Source organism: Neptunicoccus sediminis (genome assembly GCF_001719615.1).
In the GTDB taxonomy this organism is placed as follows: domain Bacteria; phylum Pseudomonadota; class Alphaproteobacteria; order Rhodobacterales; family Rhodobacteraceae; genus Amylibacter; species Amylibacter sediminis.
In genome coordinates this window covers 186,566-206,437 of the sequence record NZ_MDVX01000012.1, presented here as the reverse complement: position 1 = coordinate 206,437, position 19,872 = coordinate 186,566, and the positions used below count along the sequence as shown (strand labels likewise).

General features: G+C 53.7%; 17 protein-coding genes, 1 tRNA gene and 1 pseudogene. 7 read left to right on the top strand and 12 right to left on the bottom strand.

What is annotated here, in order from left to right; genetic code table 11:
- Positions 1 to 741: 741 nt before the first annotated feature.
- Positions 742 to 924: a helix-turn-helix transcriptional regulator gene (locus BFV97_RS13445; protein ID WP_069300898.1), complete on the bottom strand. Its 183-nt coding sequence runs from the start codon at positions 922 to 924 to the stop codon at positions 742 to 744.
- 235 nt (positions 925 to 1,159) lie between these two features.
- Here BFV97_RS13445 and BFV97_RS19050 point away from each other — a divergent pair.
- A pseudogene (locus BFV97_RS19050) lies at positions 1,160 to 1,389 on the top strand (IS3 family transposase); the annotation flags it as partial.
- Here BFV97_RS19050 and BFV97_RS13440 read toward each other — a convergent pair.
- Positions 1,386 to 2,336 carry a glycosyltransferase family 2 protein gene (locus BFV97_RS13440; RefSeq protein WP_157888325.1) on the bottom strand — a complete coding sequence of 317 codons (951 nt, stop codon included), beginning with the start codon at positions 2,334 to 2,336 and terminating at the stop codon, positions 1,386 to 1,388. The pseudogene BFV97_RS19050 and the gene BFV97_RS13440 overlap by 4 nt on opposite strands.
- 252 nt (positions 2,337 to 2,588) lie before the next feature.
- Here BFV97_RS13440 and BFV97_RS13435 point away from each other — a divergent pair, with 252 nt between their 5' ends.
- Positions 2,589 to 3,398 (top strand): sulfotransferase, encoded by an 810-nt coding sequence (locus tag BFV97_RS13435; RefSeq protein WP_069300896.1) that lies wholly within the window; start codon positions 2,589 to 2,591, stop codon positions 3,396 to 3,398.
- Between the two features lie 386 nt (positions 3,399 to 3,784).
- Here the strand turns inward: BFV97_RS13435 and BFV97_RS13430 are convergent, their stop codons facing one another.
- Both BFV97_RS13430 and BFV97_RS13425 read right to left on the bottom strand, forming a co-directional pair.
- Positions 3,785 to 4,645, bottom strand: coding sequence for an urea carboxylase-associated family protein (locus tag BFV97_RS13430; RefSeq protein ID WP_069300895.1), 861 nt, complete (start codon positions 4,643 to 4,645; stop codon positions 3,785 to 3,787).
- An 85-nt stretch (positions 4,646 to 4,730) separates the two neighbouring features.
- Positions 4,731 to 4,919 carry a DUF6324 family protein gene (locus BFV97_RS13425; protein ID WP_069300894.1) on the bottom strand — a complete coding sequence of 63 codons (189 nt, stop codon included), beginning with the start codon at positions 4,917 to 4,919 and terminating at the stop codon, positions 4,731 to 4,733.
- 104 nt (positions 4,920 to 5,023) lie between these two features.
- On the opposite strand from BFV97_RS13425, the gene BFV97_RS13420 reads away from it, so the two are divergent.
- Positions 5,024 to 5,100 (top strand) — tRNA-His (locus BFV97_RS13420).
- Positions 5,101 to 5,321: 221 nt separating this feature from the next.
- Here the strand turns inward: BFV97_RS13420 and BFV97_RS13415 are convergent.
- Together BFV97_RS13415 and BFV97_RS13410 are read right to left on the bottom strand one after the other, a co-directional pair.
- Positions 5,322 to 6,971, bottom strand: coding sequence for a PAS domain-containing sensor histidine kinase (locus BFV97_RS13415; protein WP_069300893.1), 1,650 nt, complete (start codon positions 6,969 to 6,971; stop codon positions 5,322 to 5,324).
- A gap of 155 nt (positions 6,972 to 7,126) precedes the next feature.
- The gene (locus BFV97_RS13410) at positions 7,127 to 9,187 is read right to left on the bottom strand and encodes a PAS-domain containing protein (RefSeq protein ID WP_069300892.1); all 2,061 of its coding nucleotides are present in this window, start codon (positions 9,185 to 9,187) and stop codon (positions 7,127 to 7,129) included.
- Between the two features lie 186 nt (positions 9,188 to 9,373).
- Here BFV97_RS13410 and BFV97_RS13405 point away from each other — a divergent pair, with 186 nt between their 5' ends.
- Complete coding sequence (locus BFV97_RS13405) at positions 9,374 to 9,766, top strand: response regulator (RefSeq protein WP_069300914.1); 393 nt, start codon at positions 9,374 to 9,376, stop codon at positions 9,764 to 9,766.
- A gap of 134 nt (positions 9,767 to 9,900) precedes the next feature.
- Here the strand turns inward: BFV97_RS13405 and BFV97_RS13400 are convergent, their stop codons facing one another.
- From BFV97_RS13400 to BFV97_RS13385, 4 genes are all read right to left on the bottom strand, one after another.
- Entirely contained in the window at positions 9,901 to 10,122 is a 222-nt protein-coding gene (locus BFV97_RS13400) for a hypothetical protein (protein ID WP_069300891.1), read from the bottom strand.
- A gap of 541 nt (positions 10,123 to 10,663) precedes the next feature.
- The gene (locus BFV97_RS13395; protein WP_083225642.1) at positions 10,664 to 11,716 is read right to left on the bottom strand and encodes a diguanylate cyclase domain-containing protein; all 1,053 of its coding nucleotides are present in this window, start codon (positions 11,714 to 11,716) and stop codon (positions 10,664 to 10,666) included.
- Positions 11,713 to 12,306 (bottom strand): heme NO-binding domain-containing protein, encoded by a 594-nt coding sequence (locus BFV97_RS13390; RefSeq protein WP_069300890.1) that lies wholly within the window; start codon positions 12,304 to 12,306, stop codon positions 11,713 to 11,715. Before BFV97_RS13390 ends, BFV97_RS13395 begins: the two co-directional genes overlap by 4 nt.
- A gap of 108 nt (positions 12,307 to 12,414) precedes the next feature.
- Positions 12,415 to 13,959, bottom strand: a complete 1,545-nt coding sequence (locus BFV97_RS13385) for a trimethylamine methyltransferase family protein (protein ID WP_069300889.1) — start codon at positions 13,957 to 13,959, stop codon at positions 12,415 to 12,417.
- A gap of 166 nt (positions 13,960 to 14,125) precedes the next feature.
- On the opposite strand from BFV97_RS13385, the gene BFV97_RS13380 reads away from it, so the two are divergent.
- Positions 14,126 to 15,121 (top strand): GlxA family transcriptional regulator, encoded by a 996-nt coding sequence (locus BFV97_RS13380; protein ID WP_069300888.1) that lies wholly within the window; start codon positions 14,126 to 14,128, stop codon positions 15,119 to 15,121.
- A gap of 3 nt (positions 15,122 to 15,124) precedes the next feature.
- Here the strand turns inward: BFV97_RS13380 and BFV97_RS13375 are convergent, their stop codons facing one another.
- Positions 15,125 to 15,814 (bottom strand): HAD family hydrolase, encoded by a 690-nt coding sequence (locus BFV97_RS13375; RefSeq protein WP_069300887.1) that lies wholly within the window; start codon positions 15,812 to 15,814, stop codon positions 15,125 to 15,127.
- Positions 15,815 to 15,932: 118 nt separating this feature from the next.
- Between BFV97_RS13375 and BFV97_RS13370 the strand changes: the two genes are divergently transcribed.
- Both BFV97_RS13370 and BFV97_RS13365 read left to right on the top strand, forming a co-directional pair.
- Complete coding sequence (locus BFV97_RS13370; RefSeq protein WP_069300886.1) at positions 15,933 to 16,382, top strand: MarR family winged helix-turn-helix transcriptional regulator; 450 nt, start codon at positions 15,933 to 15,935, stop codon at positions 16,380 to 16,382.
- Between the two features lie 3 nt (positions 16,383 to 16,385).
- Positions 16,386 to 19,583, top strand: coding sequence for a reductive dehalogenase (locus tag BFV97_RS13365; RefSeq protein ID WP_069300885.1), 3,198 nt, complete (start codon positions 16,386 to 16,388; stop codon positions 19,581 to 19,583).
- 8 nt (positions 19,584 to 19,591) lie between these two features.
- Here BFV97_RS13365 and BFV97_RS13360 read toward each other — a convergent pair whose 3' ends face one another.
- Positions 19,592 to 19,870 (bottom strand): DUF3572 domain-containing protein, encoded by a 279-nt coding sequence (locus BFV97_RS13360; RefSeq protein WP_069300884.1) that lies wholly within the window; start codon positions 19,868 to 19,870, stop codon positions 19,592 to 19,594.
- Positions 19,871 to 19,872 lie beyond the last annotated feature (2 nt).

The window sequence follows — 19,872 nt, the reverse complement described above, 5'->3', positions numbered from 1 at the left end:
GGCAAAGAAAACAAGAAAGGAGATGCCAGCATTGACCACAACATGACCGCTGAGACATAAACAAGGGTGGGTCAAATCTCGGTGAAAATACCGGGTCACTTCTCAACGGAAATCAACACACAAAGGGAGAGTACGGACCGGATCAAGCAGAGTTTAAAAGCACTGGCGAACGCCCAGACGGAAATACACAAGCAGCAGAAAGCCCTGGGCAGTCTGATCAACAAACGGGCAAAGGAAACGCAATCGACTCAGCGCAGGCTGTTGATAGTGCTGGTCACCTTCGGAATACCCCAGCTGGGGATGTTGGGCATGCTCATAGCGTTCTGGATTGGAGCTTCCTAGATGGGGATGGCTGGGAGGCCTTGTTCCGGTTCTTCAAGAACTGGAGCCGCAGCATCAAGGCCGCGATGGGACGCCCGCAGAAGCCACTGCCTGTTCCGCCACCCCTGACACCTGCAAACAGGCCTCAGTGGACAACACAAGGCGCACCTGACCATCGAAAACGCTCAGATGGCAGAACGGGTGACAAACTCGACCTGCCTGTGAATGAAGCAGGCTCCTCTTGTGAAATGGACGATGGAGAGGTGGTCGACGCCTTCGAGCACCTCATCGAACGGGAAGAACCGATGCCCAACGATGAAAATGAAACAGGGCCCGCAAAGGGGCCCTGAAAATAAAGTGTATAGACATGCTGGTTGGGTATGAGTTCTTCTGGAGATGGTTCAGACAAACTGCACGCCATCAAGCATCCTCTCTCGTGTCCAGCCAGCGCTGCAGATCACTCTGCCGCCAACCCACAAGGCGGGCGGTCAGTTTGATCTGAGAAGGAAACTCCCCACTTTGTATCCGGCGGTAAATCGTAGACCGGCTCAAACCCGTCAGGTGCATCACTTCCTTCTGCCTCAAAATGCGATCAATCGTCATGTATTTTCCTTTCTAAACGATATATCACAACCTAGCAGGACAAGTTTAAAATCTGGTTCAAAGGTGGGGTGGAATGTGCGGACGCAGTTAGGTCTTTGGGTCAACATCGGTGCACCGCTAAAGCTCAAGTCAAGGGCAGCTATACGCAGATAGTGACCTTTGCAAAGTTACCCGAACGGCCCAAAGCCGACATTCACCCGCCGTCCGTAGTGCTGCGTTGCTGCACATTGAAGCGGACATTCCTGCTTCATTCAGCATTTTTCGGTGCGGCAAGGCTGAACTGATCTGGCAGCATTCTTGGGAAACACTGCTGAAGCTGAAATCGCCATCTTCGAAGGCATAAACTGGTTCTACAATCCGCGCAGACGCCACTCAGCATTGGGCCGGAAAGCCCCATCGCTTTCTAAAAGAAGGTGGTTCAAACAAGCACTTGGAGCGGCACAAAAGCGCGACAGGTCTAATTAAATTGCGGCATCGGAAAATCTACTTGGAAACTTGTGCAACTCGTTCTTGACTGCATTCCGTTGGGCGTTTGTAACAAATTTCGGAATCTCTATCAATTTATGTCTTCTACCACTTTGCCTCTTATAAGTTGCAGGCGAAAACACTTTTTGACGATAGTTTGGGAAAAGGTTTTCCAAAAAATCATAGTGGGGCATGTCTCGGCTTGAGATATTGAGCTTTAACAAGTCGCGCCATTCCTGATCTTTGGTGTCCTGAGTATCATTCCATTTTGACTTTAGCCCACCTCTGCCATCTCGATAAAAGTCGCGTCGTTTGCTTTGTCGTAGATGGGCGGTATCATAATCCACCCAATGTAAGTGCATTAGCAATAAATTTGGGTCAATTTCGAATGGGGAAAAGGCACCATGGCCAGTAATTTCTACTTCTTTTCCAACAACCCATGGCTTGCAGAAATTCAGGTTATATCGGAAGAGTTTCCGTTGTTCAAAAATGGGCTTCTCAGGGTCGTAGGCAATTTCAACGTTGAGGTCTTGGATCACTTCCAACCCCATACCACACGTTAACTTTAGCTCCTGCTTGCTATTGAGATAGTCGCGCAAACTACTGCTTTCGCGGGGATCCACTACAAATATTTCATCGACATCATTAACAATAATACAATCATAATAGACCAACAAGGAGGCTATCTGTGACGATAAAAACTTGAAACGATAGTTATCGAATTTTCGCAGCATACCTGTAGGGTCCGAAACAGGATTATCTGTGGGAATTCGAAATACATTCTTGGCTCCTGGAAGTACACTTCTTACTGGCGCTGAAGATGAGTTGTGATCAAAAATGTAGAGATTATCATCGCCGAATTGTGCCGAGTAATACTGATACCAAATTTTTAGCATCAAATTTTCATCACGAACCATAGTAACGGCAGCATATTTTCTGTTTGGCATCAATTAGTTCCACTATTGTTAAAAAGAGATGATAAGGTGTTAGCGATAATAATGTCGTTTTTTAAGGTGAATTAGTTAAGCTATCAATATTATTCGATTTGACTTTACGGGACAGATCGTACCAAACTTAGGATATAGAATTAACTTGGCTTCTTTCCCGTTTTGAGTAGCAACAGCCGGATAAGTAAGCTGCTCATTAGTTACAAATAAATGTATTATGGTAATTCTGGTCAAAAATTAAAGCGTATGGTTATGAGTAACAACATTTTTGTTTTGGGGTTTGGCGCTCAGAAAACGGGATCCACGTGGGTAGCAAATTACCTGAAGAGTCATCCGCAGGTCTATGTCTCGCCGATTAAGGAGTTGCATTTTTTTAGATACTTTGACGAAGGAGGAGCTTGGCCAAACAGTTTCTTTGAAAACCAGCTTAATAAATGTTGTTCCGAATTGAGGCGGGAGGCCCTCGCGGACAGATTGGCCATGGAAAACGATTTAGCGGCCTATCAAGGTTACTTTAAGAAGAGGATGAGTGCCGAAACGCATTTCTGCGATATCACCCCCGCCTATTCCTTGCTTCCGCTATCAGAACTCCAGAGAATTCGTAGTCACTTTAATAGAGTGAAACCATTTGTTATTCTCAGAAACCCTGCGGACAGATTTTGGTCCCAGGTAAAATTTGACGCGCGAAACGATGAAGGACCGAACCTCGGCGTTCGTCTTAATGACGCTCTTAGCGATCAAAACTATTTGAAGCGATCTGATTACCTAGGGATCCTTGGCCGATTGCACACTGGGTTTTCAGAAGAAGAGGTATACGTAGATTTTTATGAAAACTTTTTTTCGTATGAAGGCATAGCAAAGTTCTGCAACTTTTTAGAAATCGAATACCTAAAACCGCAGTTGGATGTAGTTAAAAACTCTTCATCAGCGGCGAAAATGCGCAAAGGTCAAAGAAAGCGGATAGTCAAGAGATTGTGTGAGCAATACGAATTTTGTGACGAACGATTTGGTAGTTCACTACCTTCTTCGTGGCAGTATGACCTCTCCCTCAGCGCCTCCTAATTATCACAGTATTTCTCAAGCTGGGCGCGTAGCCGCCGTCTTGCTGCTCATACATACGATTTTCTATGATCAAGGTCCGCTTTTTCCGTAGTTGCAGTCGGGCTTTGCACCTACAGCGAAAGTCGGCATTCCACCCTTGATGTCGGCTACAAGACAAGGCACCGAAATAATTACCGGGTCCGCCAATGCATGACGGAGACCGTCCGAGAAACGATGTGTATGGATCACCGGCCGCAATGTTTAAGGAATTCTTCAACCGCACAATGTAAGATAAAATTGTAGATGCTTTTTGTATCTGATGCACTACGACTAAATAATATTATGCATTAAGGCCTTGACGATATGACCGCCGGAGGCTCCCTATTCTAAGGGAGCCTTTGCCACCTCTAGCGCCCGTGACTGCGCGAATAGCCGTTGCGCGGTGCAGGTTCCCAGCCCCGCAGCGCTCCTTCTGCGGGTTTGTACACCTCTACTTTCAGCGGGTAGCAGGCCGCTGTGTCGCTTGAATGCTGGGCGGAACAATCCCCGCCCGGACAGGCTGACAAACCACCGATTAGATCGGTTTCCGCAAAAAACTCGAAATAGTCGCCGGGCCGTACCGGACTGGCCTTCATATAATATTGCTTTGTCTCAGGCATGAATCCTGTCGCCATGAAGACGTTGCACACATCGTGGACCAGCAGTTCTGCTTCTCCTACCGGCAGTTCCGCGAAATCCGCAAGCGCACGGCTGAGGTTGGAGTGGCAGCAATAATGATAATCCACCCCGTTCAGGATATGGTTCGTGTAAGGATCGCAACGGGTGCCGATCACATCATGAACCGACCCGCCGTATTCGTCCCAACCATACCAGTCGAGCGTGTCATCCGTCACAGTTGCCAGCGGACGCACCGTCGGAATCGTGGACCAGAGCCGATCCCCGGTTGACACATGGGTACCGTGTAAGGCACGGGTTTTGCCGGAATAAAACCGCTCTGACAGGTCATCGCGGTGCCAGAGGTTCAGATCTCCGACCTGTGGCCCCTCTACGCTGACAATACGGCAGAAATGCCCTGCAGGCAGGGACCAGCAGCGGGCATCCCGCGCGGGCACCAACAGCTCGTCCACCTTTTCCATGCCGGTCCTTGCCGCAGCATATAGCGCCATATCAGGACGCGGCAGGCTGTTTACCGGATAGCAGACGGTGGGGGGAATCGCGCGCCTTGCGGCAGCGTCATCGGGGGCGGGGTGTTGGGGCGGATATTTCATGCGCCGGAGTTTGATCCCCTCGCCCGCGCAGTGTCAATCTGTGGATTGAAAAGAACGGGGCGGACCTGCGCCCGCCCCGAATCTGTTATTTTGAAACCGCAGCCGCTTGGGACGCCGCCGCTTTGATCTCTTCGGCAATTTCCAGTGCCTCTTCGGGATCGAAATCGAGCGGAATCTCCACCCCGTCCCCTTCGATGAACAGGCGCACCATTCCGTCTGTGGTTGGTCCGATCTGCAAATTTGCCTCTATATCGCGTTCTGTATTGATACCCATGTCACACTCCTGATGATTGATCTGGCGCTAACTGAAATTCCATGCATTTTCAAGCCAGATCAGTCTTGCAATTCCTTCAAGCTAAGTTTAAACGCAGCCCCAGTGCCGGCGTAGCTCAGTAGGTTAGAGCGCTTGATTGTGGATCAAGAGGCCCCCCGTTCGAGCCGGGGCGCTGGTACCACCCCTTCCCTTTTCCGGAAGTATCACGAACTGCGGGACAGGGCGCCAGCCCCGGTTGCCCGTCTTGACTAAACGTGCAAGGTCACAGCGCCAGTCCAAGGCACCAGCCCAAGACCAAGGTACAAACCAGATACGCGCGGCTGGACCGTCGTTATGACAGCGCAGATGTGTGCTTTTCCAGATCAGTCCTGTGTAACGGTGTCCGCAGATTCGGCAGCCCTATCAGGCCGCCATCTGCTCCAGCTTGGGCAGATAGACGTAGAATGTCGTGCCTTTACCCACCTCGCTTTTCAGCCCCAGCGTACCGCCGTGATGCTGAACGATCTTTTTGGTGATCGCAAGACCAAGCCCCGTGCCAACCCGTTTCTTGCCATCTGCGGGCTTGGCCTGCGAGAAGCTTTCAAACAGGCGCGTCTGGTCTTCGGGTTTGATTCCCGGTCCTTCATCCGCGACGGAAATACACCAGTTATTTACATTGTCATGTAGGGCGATCTCTACCGTGCTGCCCTTGGGCGAGAATTTCACCGCGTTCGACATCAGATTCGACATCACCTGTATCATCCGGTCGCGGTCACAATTGGCCTCTGCATCGTCCAGACACGGCACATAATTGAACCGCACACCGTGCTGGTCCCCGTAACCTTTGTTCACGTCGATAGATTCTTCCAGCAGCGCGTTCAGGTTGTTGACCTTGCGGTCATATTCCATCTTGCCGGAGTGGATTTTCTCCATATCCAGAATGTCATTCACAATAAACATAAGACGGTCACAGTTGCGCAGGGCAATCGCGACCATAGATTTCGAGCTTTCGTTCAGCGACGCCGCTGCCTGCGCTTCGAGCAATTGCAGCGAGCCTTTAATCGACGTGATTGGCGTGCGTAATTCGTGGCTGACCACAGAAACCGACGACATCTTCGCCTTATCAATTGCCATCCTGTCGGTAATATCCCGCGCCACGGACACAAAGACGGTCGTTCCGTCAAGCTGTTCCAACAGGCTGGTGTGGACTTCTACATAGCCCTTGGCCTGCTTTACAGCGACCACGACCGAACTCTTGCTGCCGTCCAGCAACGGGTTGGTATGGGCCCGAAAGGCCATCTCGTTAAATTCGGCTTCGGTGTCCACCACCCGCTTTGTCAGGCTTTCCTCTGCAGTCCATTCACAGCGTTCCAGCGCCCGTTCGTTCATATACACAATGTTCAGGGTCTCTGCGTCAAAGATATAAACCTCGTCATGCAGCTTGCTCAGAATCGCATTCGTGCGTTTGGTTTCCTCGGCCTTGCGAAGATCTGTGATGTCGTGGCGGATCGACACATTGCCGATGTGAACGCCCTTGTCATCAAACTGTGGGACGATGGTCGCGTGGTAATAGCGGATCTCACCGGATTTGGTTCGCGCTGCATGGCGCCCTTCCCAGCTGCGCCCTTCAGACGTTGCCTGCAGGATCTCCTCATAGACCGATTCCTCGCCCAGATTGGCGTGGATCAGGTCCATTTTCTTCCCGATCGTTTCATATTTCGTGAAGCCGAATTCCTTTAGAAACTTGTCATTTACAGACCGGATCGTAGCATCCGGGTCCGTCACTGTTACGATGCTGTGCATGTCCATTGCCGTTTGCACAAAGGAAATCTCGCGGTCGCGGTCCATCAACTGCCGGCGCTGTGCGTTGATGTGCCACTGATAGGCAATCACCAGACCGAACAGTAACACAACCACAACCACCCCAAGCGCTGCGGCCATATCGTTCAAGGAAACCATCTTGGACAGCAATCCGACGCGGTAGAGCACAAAAGCGATGCCACAGACCAGCACGGCCACGGCCACTACGAAGTTTCCGGCTTTCGCCTTTTTATTGTAATTTGAAACGCTCATACGGCTCCATCCTCCTTCGTGTTCTCCATGTCCCTAAAGAGAACGCGCGTCCTGTTAACAATGGAACCTACTTCGTGATATTGTCATAAATAGGGAAACAATTATGTTCAGATGCAAAACATCATAAATTGTTGCTCTGGCTCCACACCTGCCGGTCAAGCGACCTTTCGTTCTTCCATTGTCACCCCGTTTTGCAAGGCCACACGCGGTAGAATCAATGTCACCAGCTTGCCGACGCTTCGATCAATTTCCACCGTGATACAGGCCCCCATGCTTTCGGGGCTTGGTAATTCGGATTGTGGATCGTCCGCTTTGATAAAGTTCAGCAAATCCGACTGGAAATCTGTATGAGAGAGCGGCTGGCCTTCCAGCGATGTCAGCACCTGACTGCCGGTATCACGAACTTTGATCAGGACGTTATCGCCTTCGGGATGAACGGAAACCTTGATAGCGCCTTTTTCAGTCGTCTGAATTGCATTCTCGATCATCCGGCTCAGCGAGCGGTCCACATAGACGGGGTCGGCATGAATGTTGGTTTCTTCAACGATAACCGAAAATTCCAGCCCCTTGCCCGACGCCTCGCTGCGGAACCGTTCCGCGATCGGGCCGACGATCTGACCGGCGCGAAAGTCTTTGCCCTGTCCTGAAAATTCATCCTTCGTCTTTTGTGTGAATTCCAGCAGCTTGTCGATCAGCGTGTGCAAATGTCCCCCCGCCGCAGAAATCCGCTGCGCGTGGGAGCTCACCTCGGCCGTAACCGCATTGATTTGTTCCAGTTCAAGACTGCAAGCTTGCGCCTCAAGTGCGGCAACAGATTTCAGGTGCTTCGGGTTTTCCAGAAACGCATTGTATCCCAGAAGGATACTCAGCGGGGTTTTCAGCTCGTGGCTGACCGCATCCATAAAACGCGTTTTGGCGATTTCGGAAACTTCTGCCGCTTCTTTGGCTTTGATAATCTCCGTGACATCCATCGTAAAGACGATCAGGCAACCGTCATCCATGCGCTTGGTAAACACCTTCAACCACCGCCCCCCGGGGTAGCGTGCGTGTTGCACAGCGCTGGGTTTACGGCGCAATTTAAGACGTTCCTCAATCCAGGCTTCATCCTTCACCGTATCATCCGAGAACCGGTTTTCGGCTATTGCAAGACGTATCAACTCTTCAAAGGTCGGCTTGCGCGCGACCATCTCAGCGCTCAGATTATTGTCGCTCATATAGCGGGAATTGCACAGGGTCAGACGGTCCTGCGGATCGTAAAGCGCAAATCCCTGATCGCAGGCTTCCAAAGCATTCCGCATCCGCACTTCGGCAAGTTTGCGTTTGCTCCGCAAAGTGGCAATCAGCACGAACAAGGCGATAATCGCAGCAAAGGCCACGCCGAAATAGACGATATTGTGCAGGAATTTCTGCGACACAACCGGCCATCCCAGCGGCGGCTGCACCGCAATCTGCCACTGCCCCGAAGGTACGGGCACATCCATAATGACAGCATTGCCGTCAAATATCGCCTGATCGCCTGTAATCGCATCATAGGCCGTATCGGTTCCGGCGCGATCACTGACACGGCGGATCGCCATGACGTGCGGGGCGATCGTGGTGGCGTGGTTGCCGTGGATTGCCCCGACGAACGTGGCCTTGTCCAGAACAACCGAAATGATCCCCCAGTTGCTGGCGGACGGGTCCGCGGCTTCACTGGTCTCGATGGAGGATCTCAGGATAAAACCTTCTCCCCCTTGTACCAAATCCAGCGGTCCGGCGAGCACAGGTTCGTTTGACATAAACGCCTGCCGCGCCGCCGCGTATTGCGCAGCGTTCTGCCGGTAATCCAACCCGATAACAGAGGCGTTTTCTTCCATCGGGTAGACATATTTGACGACTAAATCCGGAGCGACGCCAATATTGATCACACTGGTGTCGCTGTCTGTCAGCTTGTTGGCAATGGTAGAAAGGCGTTGCTGATCAAAGGTTTCAGGCTCTATTTCAATGGCCAGCCCCAATGCGCGGGCCAAAAGCACCACCTTATTTATCTCGGATTCAATATTTCCGCGCATGGAATCCGCCACGTCCCGCATCTCTGCGCGCAGCTCTTCCTTCTCATTTTGCAGATTGTACACTTCATTGGCGTAAATAACGCCACCAAAGCCCATCAACAGAATTGCCGCCTGCAGCAAACTCGCTTTTTTAACTGCACGGACACTTTTTTTCATACCCATCATGAAAACTTGCGCCTATTTTTTTCTTTAAGTATGTACGCACAAGTAATATACACGCTATGGTTAATTTCTGGCGATCTGCCGATCCGGGCAAAAACGCAAAAATGGTTGCATTTTTACTACACACACAACTTCTGCTTGCAATTTGAAATGAAACGCGGCATCAGAATACCTTGGATGGGTAGCATTATGACAAAATTAAAGCGTGTCCTGCACGTCGAAGATGACGAGGACATTCAAGAAATCACGAAGATGGCTCTCGAAGTCGTTGGCGGCATGGAACTGGCCCAGTATCTGGACGGCCACGAAGCGCTTGAACGCATTCGGGAATTCAATCCCGATCTGATCCTGCTTGACCAGATGATGCCGAATATGACGGGTGACGAGGTTCTGGCCCATATCCGACAAATGCCGGAATTTGCGAATACCCCTGCTGTGTTTATGACGGCCCAGTCCAGCGAGGCGTCGAGCCAGTTAATGGAATCAACCGATGCTCTGGAAATTATTCCAAAGCCGTTTAATCCAATGACGCTGTCCACGCAGTTGACTGAAATCTGGGAAGCGGCCAGAAGCCCGGCCTAAGGTGTCTGTGAACGGTCGTTTCCAGTAAAAACTCAACCCCGATTGCGCTGCACGAGTGTGGTTGCGCGCGTTCCGGGGTTCGTTTTTTTCAGCTTCCAGCCTAAGAATTTGCTGAACCGAAAGGTTAGGCAACCTCAGGCGTCGAACCGGGCCAGAACATCCTTGATGGCGACTTGCAGTTCCGGATCAGGCGTCATCCCGTCATCACGACCGTCAAACCGGCGTGTTGCCGGTGTTGGTGCGCCGAAATCGGATGCTGTTTTCTGACGCTCGTGCCAGACTTGCGGACGCAGTTTATCGGCCAGCACAAAGCGGCGGTCGGAATGGATAGCAGTGGGTTTGATTGCTTTTGTCATTTTACTCTCACACTCTCTTAAGCGACGGTCCGAAAGAAACCTGTGAACCGTCTAAATACACATTCGCCACAGGGCGATGACCTATAAATACCAAGTATTCCCCATGCGGTGAACAAAATTCTTCCACATTTCAGCAAGTGTGCAGCGAATTGCGGCATTTTTGGACAAAATCAGGCGCATTTCAGGGCACCTTCACCACAACAACCGCGACCCAATCCCCAAGGGTTTTCTTCGTGGACTGTCTCTGACAGCCTATACGAATTCTGGCGGAGCTATACCGGAGTATACAATGAAATCAGCGTGATGCCCGATTTTCAACCCTATCTATCCTGCCAATTTTGACACTGCTTCTGAGCGTTCGACCCGTGACCTCAACAGTCATCCAGACCGACCAGCGCCGCCATTGTATGTCCAATGGAAACACTGCGTTTCAGGCATCAAATGCGCCTCATTTGGGCCTCATTTCCAGCCCGATTACGCAAATTTCCCGCGATAATCGTCAAAGTTTCCCCAGCGTCACCGCCGATTCTTTGCTGCGCAGTTAAGGAATGTGACATGAATGAGGCATAGTCTCGTTCAGATGATAAACCCCGCGGCCCCGCTCTTTTGAGGTGTAGAGCGCGCGATCCGCTGCGGCCAGTATCTCTTCTGCGGCTCGCTCCGATCCGGCGGCAACAATCGTTGCACCAATACTCGCACCGATGCGGCAGTCCACATCCTTAAACCGGAAAACCTGGCGCAAGTCATTGATCAACCGTTCTGCAACGGTCTTAACCGCATCTGCGCTACCAAATTCCGACATGATGATCACAAACTCGTCGCCGCCCACACGGGCCACCAGATCCGACACACGCATCCGGCGCCGCAGCCGATTTGCGGTTTCCTGCAACACCCAATCGCCTGCAGCATGGCCATAGGTGTCATTCACCGCCTTAAAGCGGTCCAGATCAATCTGCATAAGAACAAAGCCTTTTCCCTTATTGCGCCGCAGCAGACGCGTCATATGGCTTTCAAGGGCACGTCTGTTGGCCAGTCCGGTTAGCGCATCGGTATAAGCCTCTTCCTCGGCCTGAACCCTTGCACCTTGAAGCTTCTGACTCTGGGTTTTGTGCTGTTGGTAAACGAAGGACTGCACCTCCATCATGTAGATCATATCCACCGTTGGATCAGCCGGAGAGAAATCCTTGTTCTTAAGATTGCAGCGGCTGACAATATCCAGAACTCCAGCCCCAAGGGACAGATCAAGCAGCAACGCGCCCTGCCCCAATGACACGGCAACCGCTTTCATCTTTGCATTGTCGAGTGCGGGCACTGTCAGGGTCAGCCGTTCCCGCTCCACCGCCAGAAGCCCTGCAAAATCGGTGATGCCTGCGGGTCGTCGAACCGACAACAGGTCGAATACATCTGCGCCGATCACCGGCGCATCTAAAAAGAGCTTGCGAAAGCTGGGGCCTGCATGACGCAGTTTACCATTCCGGTCGATGACACAATGGAACGGCAGTACAGTGTCAAAAACGGTTTGGAGCCCTGCAAAATCCGGCGTGGCTGTTTTAGCTGCGCTTGAAATTCGGTCGGGGAAGGAAACCACGCTCATAGGCTTATCGCCCTTGGGTCTTGCAGCGCGTCAGGCACTGACAGTTTCATCATGGATATTTCAAACCTGTCCTTGTCCCAGTTTTCCTCCGGCACGGGGATATGGTCTATCAGGATCAATGCGCCGTAGTCATCCGCCATTCCCCGTAACAATCCCAGAAACACAGCGCCGAACCCCAGTTTTTCAAATTTGTAGTGCACGGTGAAACGGTCCCCCCCGTGGGTTTCCAGTTCAAACCGTGGAACATCCAGATCCGGCAGCGCGATTTTTGCGCGGTCATGCACATCCTCAAGGGATTGGAGGAATTCAACATAGCTTTCCCCCCCGAAGCGCAGCAGTTTGCGCACGGATTTCAGGCGGTCCTCGGAGACAACAAAAGTGCCAAAATCTTCAAGCAGATCTGCGCGATCCCGGCCAAGAACCTGCGTAAGCGCGGTGAGAAGCCGTTCCGTCAGGGCGTCGTCATAAGTGAGCATGGTTTCAAAACTGAAACCGGACAATCCTGCACGGGCGCAGGAATCCTCCCATATATCTGGTCCAAAGATCTCACAAACATAGACCTGCAAACCGCAGTTTATCGTGCCATGCATCGTTACACCCGCTTCATCTTAGAACGCAGAATGCGGCGACAGGCGTTAACAAATTCCTATTTCAGACGGGAAACCGGAGCCTGAATAAATCGCATTTGATCTATTCCGTTAAAAATCCGTCGGCGCCCCACCCTCTTCCTTGCGCCGTGTTACAAAGGCCGCCAGCGCGTCGCGAATGGCCGCATCTATAGGCGGCGGGGTGTATTCCTTTAAAATGTCTTTATAAATCCTGTGGGCGCGCGCCGCGGTCCATTCCTCCCCCGCAAGGGACCACGCTTCATAATTGCGCCAGTCGCTGGCAATCGGGCTGTAGAACGCGGTTTCGTAGCGGTCTTGCGTGTGTTGTACCCCGAAATAATGTCCCTGCGGACCCACTTCGGCAATCGCATCCAGTGCAATTTCTTCGGGGCCGGTTTTTGTGATCACAGGCTCCATATACCGCTGGATCATCTGTAACACTTCGCAGTCCATGATGAATTTCTCGGGACTTGCGATCAAACCGCCTTCCAGCCAACCCGCTGAATGGTAAACAAAATTTGACCCTGACTGCACCGCTGCCCAAAGACTGTTAGAGGTTTCCCACATGGCCTGACCATCCGGCACATTGGCGCTACACACGCCACTGGAACGGATCGGCAAGCCATAAAACCGCCCCATCTGTCCGGTCATCTGCGTGGCGCGCATATATTCCGGTGTCCCGAACGCAGGGGCACCGGATTTCATATCCACATTAGAGGTAAAAGTGCCAATCGCCACCGGCGCACCGGGATTAACCAGTTGCAACAACACAATCGCCGCCAGCCCTTCCGCAATGCTAAGCGCGACGGCACCGGACATGGTCACGGGGGCCATAGCCCCTGCCAGCGTAAACGGCGTGACAACAACCGGCTGCCCCCGCCGCGCCATCCGCATCGCCCCGTCCAGCATAGGATAATCATGCACCAGAGGAGAGACCGAATTGATATTGGTATACATTCGCGGTGATGCGTCGAATTCGGCATGGCTCAACCCGCCAGCGATGCGCACCATCTCCATTACGTCCTCGACACGCTCTTTTCCGAGCGAATAGGCATGCACCACTTTATCGGTGAGCAGCAGCTTTTCCTGTAGGCAATCCAGATGCCGGACAGAGGCGTGGATGTCCACAGGTTCCACCGGATACCCCCCCGCAACATGGATGCAGTTAAAATACCCTGTCAGTTTCATTAGGTTGCGGAAGCTACTGAAATCTCCGGTTTTCTTACCTGTTTCCAAGTCCCAATAGTTTGGCGGAGAAGATACATTTACAAAGGTCAGACAATCGCCGCCGATCTCTACCCGCCGGTCCGGATTGCGCGGGGTAATGGTGAATTTCGCTGGCGCTAAGGCGACCTGCGCCATCACGAAATCTTCCTTCATAAAGACAGTCTGCCCCTCAACGGTACAGCCGGCCCGCCCGAGAATCTCCAGCGCCTCGGGGTTGAGCATCTTAATCCCGATCCGCGACAGGATGTGCATGGCGCCATCATGTATCGCCGTCACGCCGGCGGCATCCAAAGGCTCCGTCGGACGGTCGCGATTATGGACAATCCGCCACGGCGATTGTTCAATCGCATGGGGCGAGCTGCGGCGCGTATTGCCGGCGCGCCCTCCGCTTCTGATCCGTGCTGCCATGGGTGTTTGCACCTCCGCTGGACCCCGAAACCGGGTCTGTCAGCATTAACTCTGGCAGCAGGATGTCGTTTTCAGCATCAGAATTACGACATTTGCTGTCGAATCCGGCGAGACTTCGGTAAGAATCTTTCGTTTAATCAGGGAAACAAAGCTGAAAAATTAGCTCATGCCTGACACTCTGCCCCCGCAAACGGAAAAAATCCGGATCGGCCTGCTTTTGATTGACCAGTTTTCCTCGCTTTGCATCACGGCGATGACGGGGCCGTTCCGGTCAGCCAATCGCGAACTGGGGCGAGAGTCTTACTCTTGGGATTTCGTGTCGCTCGACGATGCGCCGGTCCAGGCCTCTGACGGGTTGATCGTGACGCCAACGCAGCCTTTGAAAACCACAGCGCGCTTCGATTATTTCTTTGTATGCGCAGGGATGCAGGCCAATCCGCCACAACGGGCGGCCCTGAACACAGCCCTTCAGCGGTTTTCCCGCCAGTCCAAAGTTTTCGGGGCGCTTTGTATTGGCAGCTTCATGCTGGCACGGGCCGGATTTCTGGACGGCTACCAGTTTACCCTGCATTGGGAAAACCAGCCCGCTTTTGCAGAGGAATTTCCCGAACTCGTAGTTTCGCCCAATCTATACGTCATGGATCGGGACCGCTGGACCGGCTCCGGCGGGCTGTCCTCAATGGATATTGCCCTGCACATTATCGCCAGTCACAGCGGTGCCGGTGTCGCCAATGCGGTGGGCAACCAGTATCAGATCGACCGGATCAGAGGGGCCTCTGTGGGGCAGCGCCCCTATTCGCTACATCAATATGATACGCTGCCCAAACCGATGCAGCAGGCGATAGCGGCGATGATTGCCAATATGGAGACCACCTTGCCAATTCCGGTTGTGGCGAAAACGGCGGGCAAGACTGTGCGCTCTCTGGAACGGATGTTTGCCCGCTATCTCGACACCTCTCCGGCGCGGTATTACCGCAAGCTGCGGCTGGAAAAGGTGCGGCAATTGCTGTGGCATACCAACCTGTCGATCCTTGAGATCGCGCTGATGACGGGTTTTCCCAGCCCCTCTCATCTGTCCCGGTTGTATCAGGTGGAATTCGGGCTGAAACCGTCGGCAGATCGCAAGGGGCGTGTGGCGCTGGAAACACCCCAATCCGGTTAACGCCTACCCCAGAACGGCCGCAATTCCCGAAATATCCTGCAACACCACATCCGCAAGATGGGCAATATCATCGGTATCCGCCGGACCTGTGAGAACGCCAATGTTCATCGCAACTTTCGCGGCCCGTCCCGCCCCGAGATCATGGGTAGAATCCCCCACCATCGCCACTTGATCCATCGACAAACCTGTTGCCGCACCAAAGGCCAGCAGCGGACCTGCTGCCGGTTTGACCCCGTGGCCGCTGTCGAATCCGGAAATGAAATCAAACAGATCCGCGATACCTTCTTGGTTCAACTGCTGGTGGGCGCCTTCTTCGTAGTCGTTGGTCACAAGACCCAGTTTGATCCCCTGCGCCCGCAAATCCGCAAACAGCGACTTGAGGTCACAGACCGGAACCGAAGGAAGGCTTCCAAGATGTTTAACCGCCACCGCATCCACGTCTTCTTCGGTCAGTTCGGGCAACAAGCTGGCCCAAACGTGGTTAATCTCTCCGGCGGATGCGTTAACGATCAGGCTACCGGACAGAAAGCTGTTGCTGTCCGGATCAAAGCCGACCGCAGCGGCCAGTTCGCGCTTTTTCTCCTGATCCCCGTTTGAGAGATCCTCCAGCACCAGATCACACCAGATTGTCCAGGTGGCACCGTAGTGAAACAGCGTGCCATCCTTGTCAAAAACCATACCCTTGATCGCCATAACCAGCCGCCCGTGTTGTCCATTTCTGATTGCCAGCCCTAAAGCCTCTTTGCCCCGCATTCCAGCCACGAAATGTTTCGGATTGACACAGGATAAAATTTAATTAACAACGTTAATCATGTCAAAGCCTTTCGATCTCCACGATGGTCTCGGTTATCGCCTGACCATCGCCGCCCGCAGCAACAACGCGTCTTTTGATGCCGACCTTTCCCAAATCGGGCTGACCCGCCAGATGTGGTGCGTGTTGATCGCGGTCGGGGAACAGGGCATCACCACACCTTCTGGCATTGCCGATTATATCGGGATCATTCGTCCTGCGACTTCGCGCACGTTGAAACAGATGGAGAAAAACGGACTGCTGCGCCGTGTTTCCGGCACCACGGACAAGCGGACCACCACGGTTGAACTGACGGCAGAAGGACAGGACAGCCTCGCCCTCTCATTACCGTTTGCGCAGAAACAACGGGACCACGTTGAAAAATGCCTCTCTCCCGAGGAACAGGTCACGCTCAGCGCGCTGCTGCAAAAACTGACACAAACCGCCACATCCACCGCTTCGGGGGTATGATTCATGACCAAACTGTTTTCCTACAAAGACCGCCCCGTTCACCTTGGCCCTTATCCGCTGGAGCGTCTGCGCCGCCGCGCCGACCAGCCGGAGCTGCGCCACCTGTCGCCAACGCCGCAAGTGCTGTTTCGCGATCCCGATCCGACCTCTGTTATCAATGCGATGGGGGAATATCAGGCGATGCTGGACGCCATTCGCGACGGGATGGTTAAAAAGGAAATCGCCAGCATTCCCGACGATCTGCAAGAGCGGGCCAACCATCTAAAAGCCTTTGGGTATTACTGTGATGCCTCGATGGTAGGCACCAGTCTGATAACGCCCGAAATGTGGTTGGAAACCCCTTTATCCAACCCCGATGTGGACCGTCTGGCCGAGACCCTGCGCACCAAACAGGTCAAAACACTCGCCTCCGGGATTGATGTGATCCTTGCGGGCTTGCGCGACTCTATGAAGGCGCCGCCCACCACCTGCACCCATCACACCCACGCGATTACCTTTTTGTTTGAATATCCCCGCGACCCGAAAGCGGATGAACGGGGCACCGATTGGATACAAAACGCACAGGTCCACCGTGCCGCCCTGCGCGCTGCGGAAACCGCATCGGTGTTGGCCTCATATATCCGCACTTTGGGATATGACGCCCGTGCCCATTCCGGTTCGGCCTCTGATCTGGACCTGTCCCGCGCCGCTGTTGCTGGTGGGCTGGCCACCATTCAGGACGGAGTGGCCTGCAATCCGATCCTTGGCACCCGCTTCGGGCTGGCGGTGGTGACGACGACGCTGGATCTGGCACCCGACCAAGCGTTGTCGGATGCCCAACCGCCGCTTTATTCCTACAAATTCGGCACCGGAAAACACGCCAAATCCGAACGCAGCCGCGATCCTTTTGCCAAACGTGACTTCGCGGACGGACCCCATCCTTATGAAAAGCTCAAACGCGTAGACGATCCGACCACCTATATTGACGCACCAAACGTGGCGCGGGTGCCCAAACGGGCCGATATGTTTGCCCGCAGCCTGTTCGGAGACCTAGGCCCCAACACCCAAGAGGCGGCAAAGAATGGCAATTACGTGCGCAAATCCGCATCGGCCTTTGCCTTTCGCCCTGCCCTTGGCGCATTCGTTTTGTTGCAAGACGGCGGCAAGGCCGATGAAATTCACCCGAGCGTTTCCGATCCGGACCGGAACGCTGCCAACCTGAAGGCCACCGCCTATTTCCTTGGCTGTGATGCTGTGGGCCTCTCCGCCTGTCCTGACTGGTGCTACTATTCCCATGACGCCACTGGCGCGGAACTGACCCCCTATCACTCCAACGCCATTTCAATCGTGATCGACCAAGGGCATGAAACCATGGAGGGCGCATCCGGCGATGACTGGATCGCCTGCGCCCAGTCCATGCGCGCCTATCTGCGGTTTTCCCTGCTTGGCGGTGTTCTGGGCCAGCAAATCCGCAACCTTGGCTATACCGCCAATGTCCATACGGTGATGGGCTCTGAAGTGGTGCAACCGCCGTTGATGCTGCTGTCCGGTCTGGGCGAGGTGTCCCGCATCGGTGAGGTGATCCTGAACCCGTTCCTTGGCCCGCGCTTGAAATCTGGCACGGTGACGACCAATATGCCGATGACCCATGACAAGCCCATCGACTTTGGCCTGCAAAACTTTTGCGAAAGCTGCAATAAATGCGCCCGCGAATGCCCGTCAGGGGCGATAACCGCCGGACCCAAACTGATGTTCAACGGCTATGAAATCTGGAAATCCGACAGCCAGAAATGCACCACCTACCGGATCACCACCGCAGGCGGGGCCATGTGTGGCCGCTGTATGAAAACCTGCCCGTGGAATCTGGAAGGACTGTTTGCAGAAGCCCCGTTCCGTTGGGCCGCGATGAAAATGCCCAAAGCGGCTAAGGCATTGGCCAAGCTGGATGATATGGTGGGGAACGGGCAGATCAACCCGACCAAACGCTGGTGGTGGGATTTGGAAATGGTGGATGAAGGCCCCTATACCACACCTGTTAAGGAACCCAATCTGCGCGGGCTCTCCACCGAACTGGACCTGAAATATCAGGATCAAACCCTCGCGGTATACCCCGCCAACCTGTTGCCCCCGCCCTATCCATGGCCTTTCCCGATGGACCGCGAAGCCGCGATCAGGGCCTATCAGGACATGATACCGGCAGCGGAGCATAAACGCCGCCGCGCCGCCGGCATCCCGACCGAGCACACCTATGTGAACCGGAATCCTGATGATGCCCCTGTCATGCGGGTTAAACTGTCCAAAGTCGAACATCTGACCGACAGTGTCACGCTTTACGAGTTTTCCAATCCCGACGGCAGCCCGATGCCAGAATCCACTGCCGGAGCCCATATCGACGTGGTCGTCGCGCCGGAGTTCTTCCGGCAGTATTCCATGTCCCAAGATCCGGCAGACCGCTCCAAATACCAGATAGCGGTCCTGCGCGAGGATGCGGGCCGTGGCGGTTCCAAGCTGATGTCGCGGATATTTGAAGAAGGCCGCATGGTGTTTATCTCCAAACCCATCAACCATTTCCCCTTGGTCGAAGACGCCAGCATGACCTATCTGATGGGCGGCGGAATTGGCATCACCCCGATGGTCGCCATGGCCCACAGGCTGCATGCGCTGGGGCGGAATTTTGAGCTACACTATTCCTGCTCTCGCAAGGAAGATGCAGCATTCGCACAAATTCTGGCTGAACAACCCTGGTCTGACAGGGTTTCCTGTCACTTTTCCAACAAAGGCAGTCGCGCCGATCTTTCCGCAATCCTGACCTATGCACCCGATGCCCATGTTTATACCTGCGGGCCGGACATCTACATGCAATCTGTCATGGACACCGCCGAGGCCAATGGCTTCCCCGAAGACAACCGCCATCTGGAGTATTTCTCGGTCCCCGAAATGCCCGAATACGAAAACCACCCTTTCACCCTGAAGCTCGCGAAATCGGGGCGCAGTTTTGAAATTCCGGCGGACCGCAGCCCGACAGACGTCTTGCTGGAAGCAGGCGTAAACATTGACGTGAAATGCTCTGACGGGATTTGCGGCGTGTGCAAATGCGGCATCGTTTCAGGCGCGGTTGAGCACCGCGATTTCGTCCTGTCCAACGCCCAGCGCGAAACCGCACTCATCCTGTGCCAGTCCCGCGCCGCGAAACCGGGGGGCGTGCTGGAAATCGACCTTTGAACCCGCTCTCAGGTCCAGTGAACCTCCCCCTGCCCCGGCAGGGATTGTTGCGCGGCGTAGGGGGTTTCATAGGACAGGCCGTGGGCGTCGCAAAACCCCGTCACCCAGGTGTCATCCATTAACAAAAACCCCAAAACAGCCCCCTGAAAATCCGGATCAGCGGCGCGGGTGCGCAAATCATCAACGCTCGCACCGCTGGCCCCTAGGAACACATCCCGCAGATCATCCTCTGCTACTATCCAAGCAAGTGCTTGTAACGCAATGATTTCCGCTTGTTCTTGCTTCATCC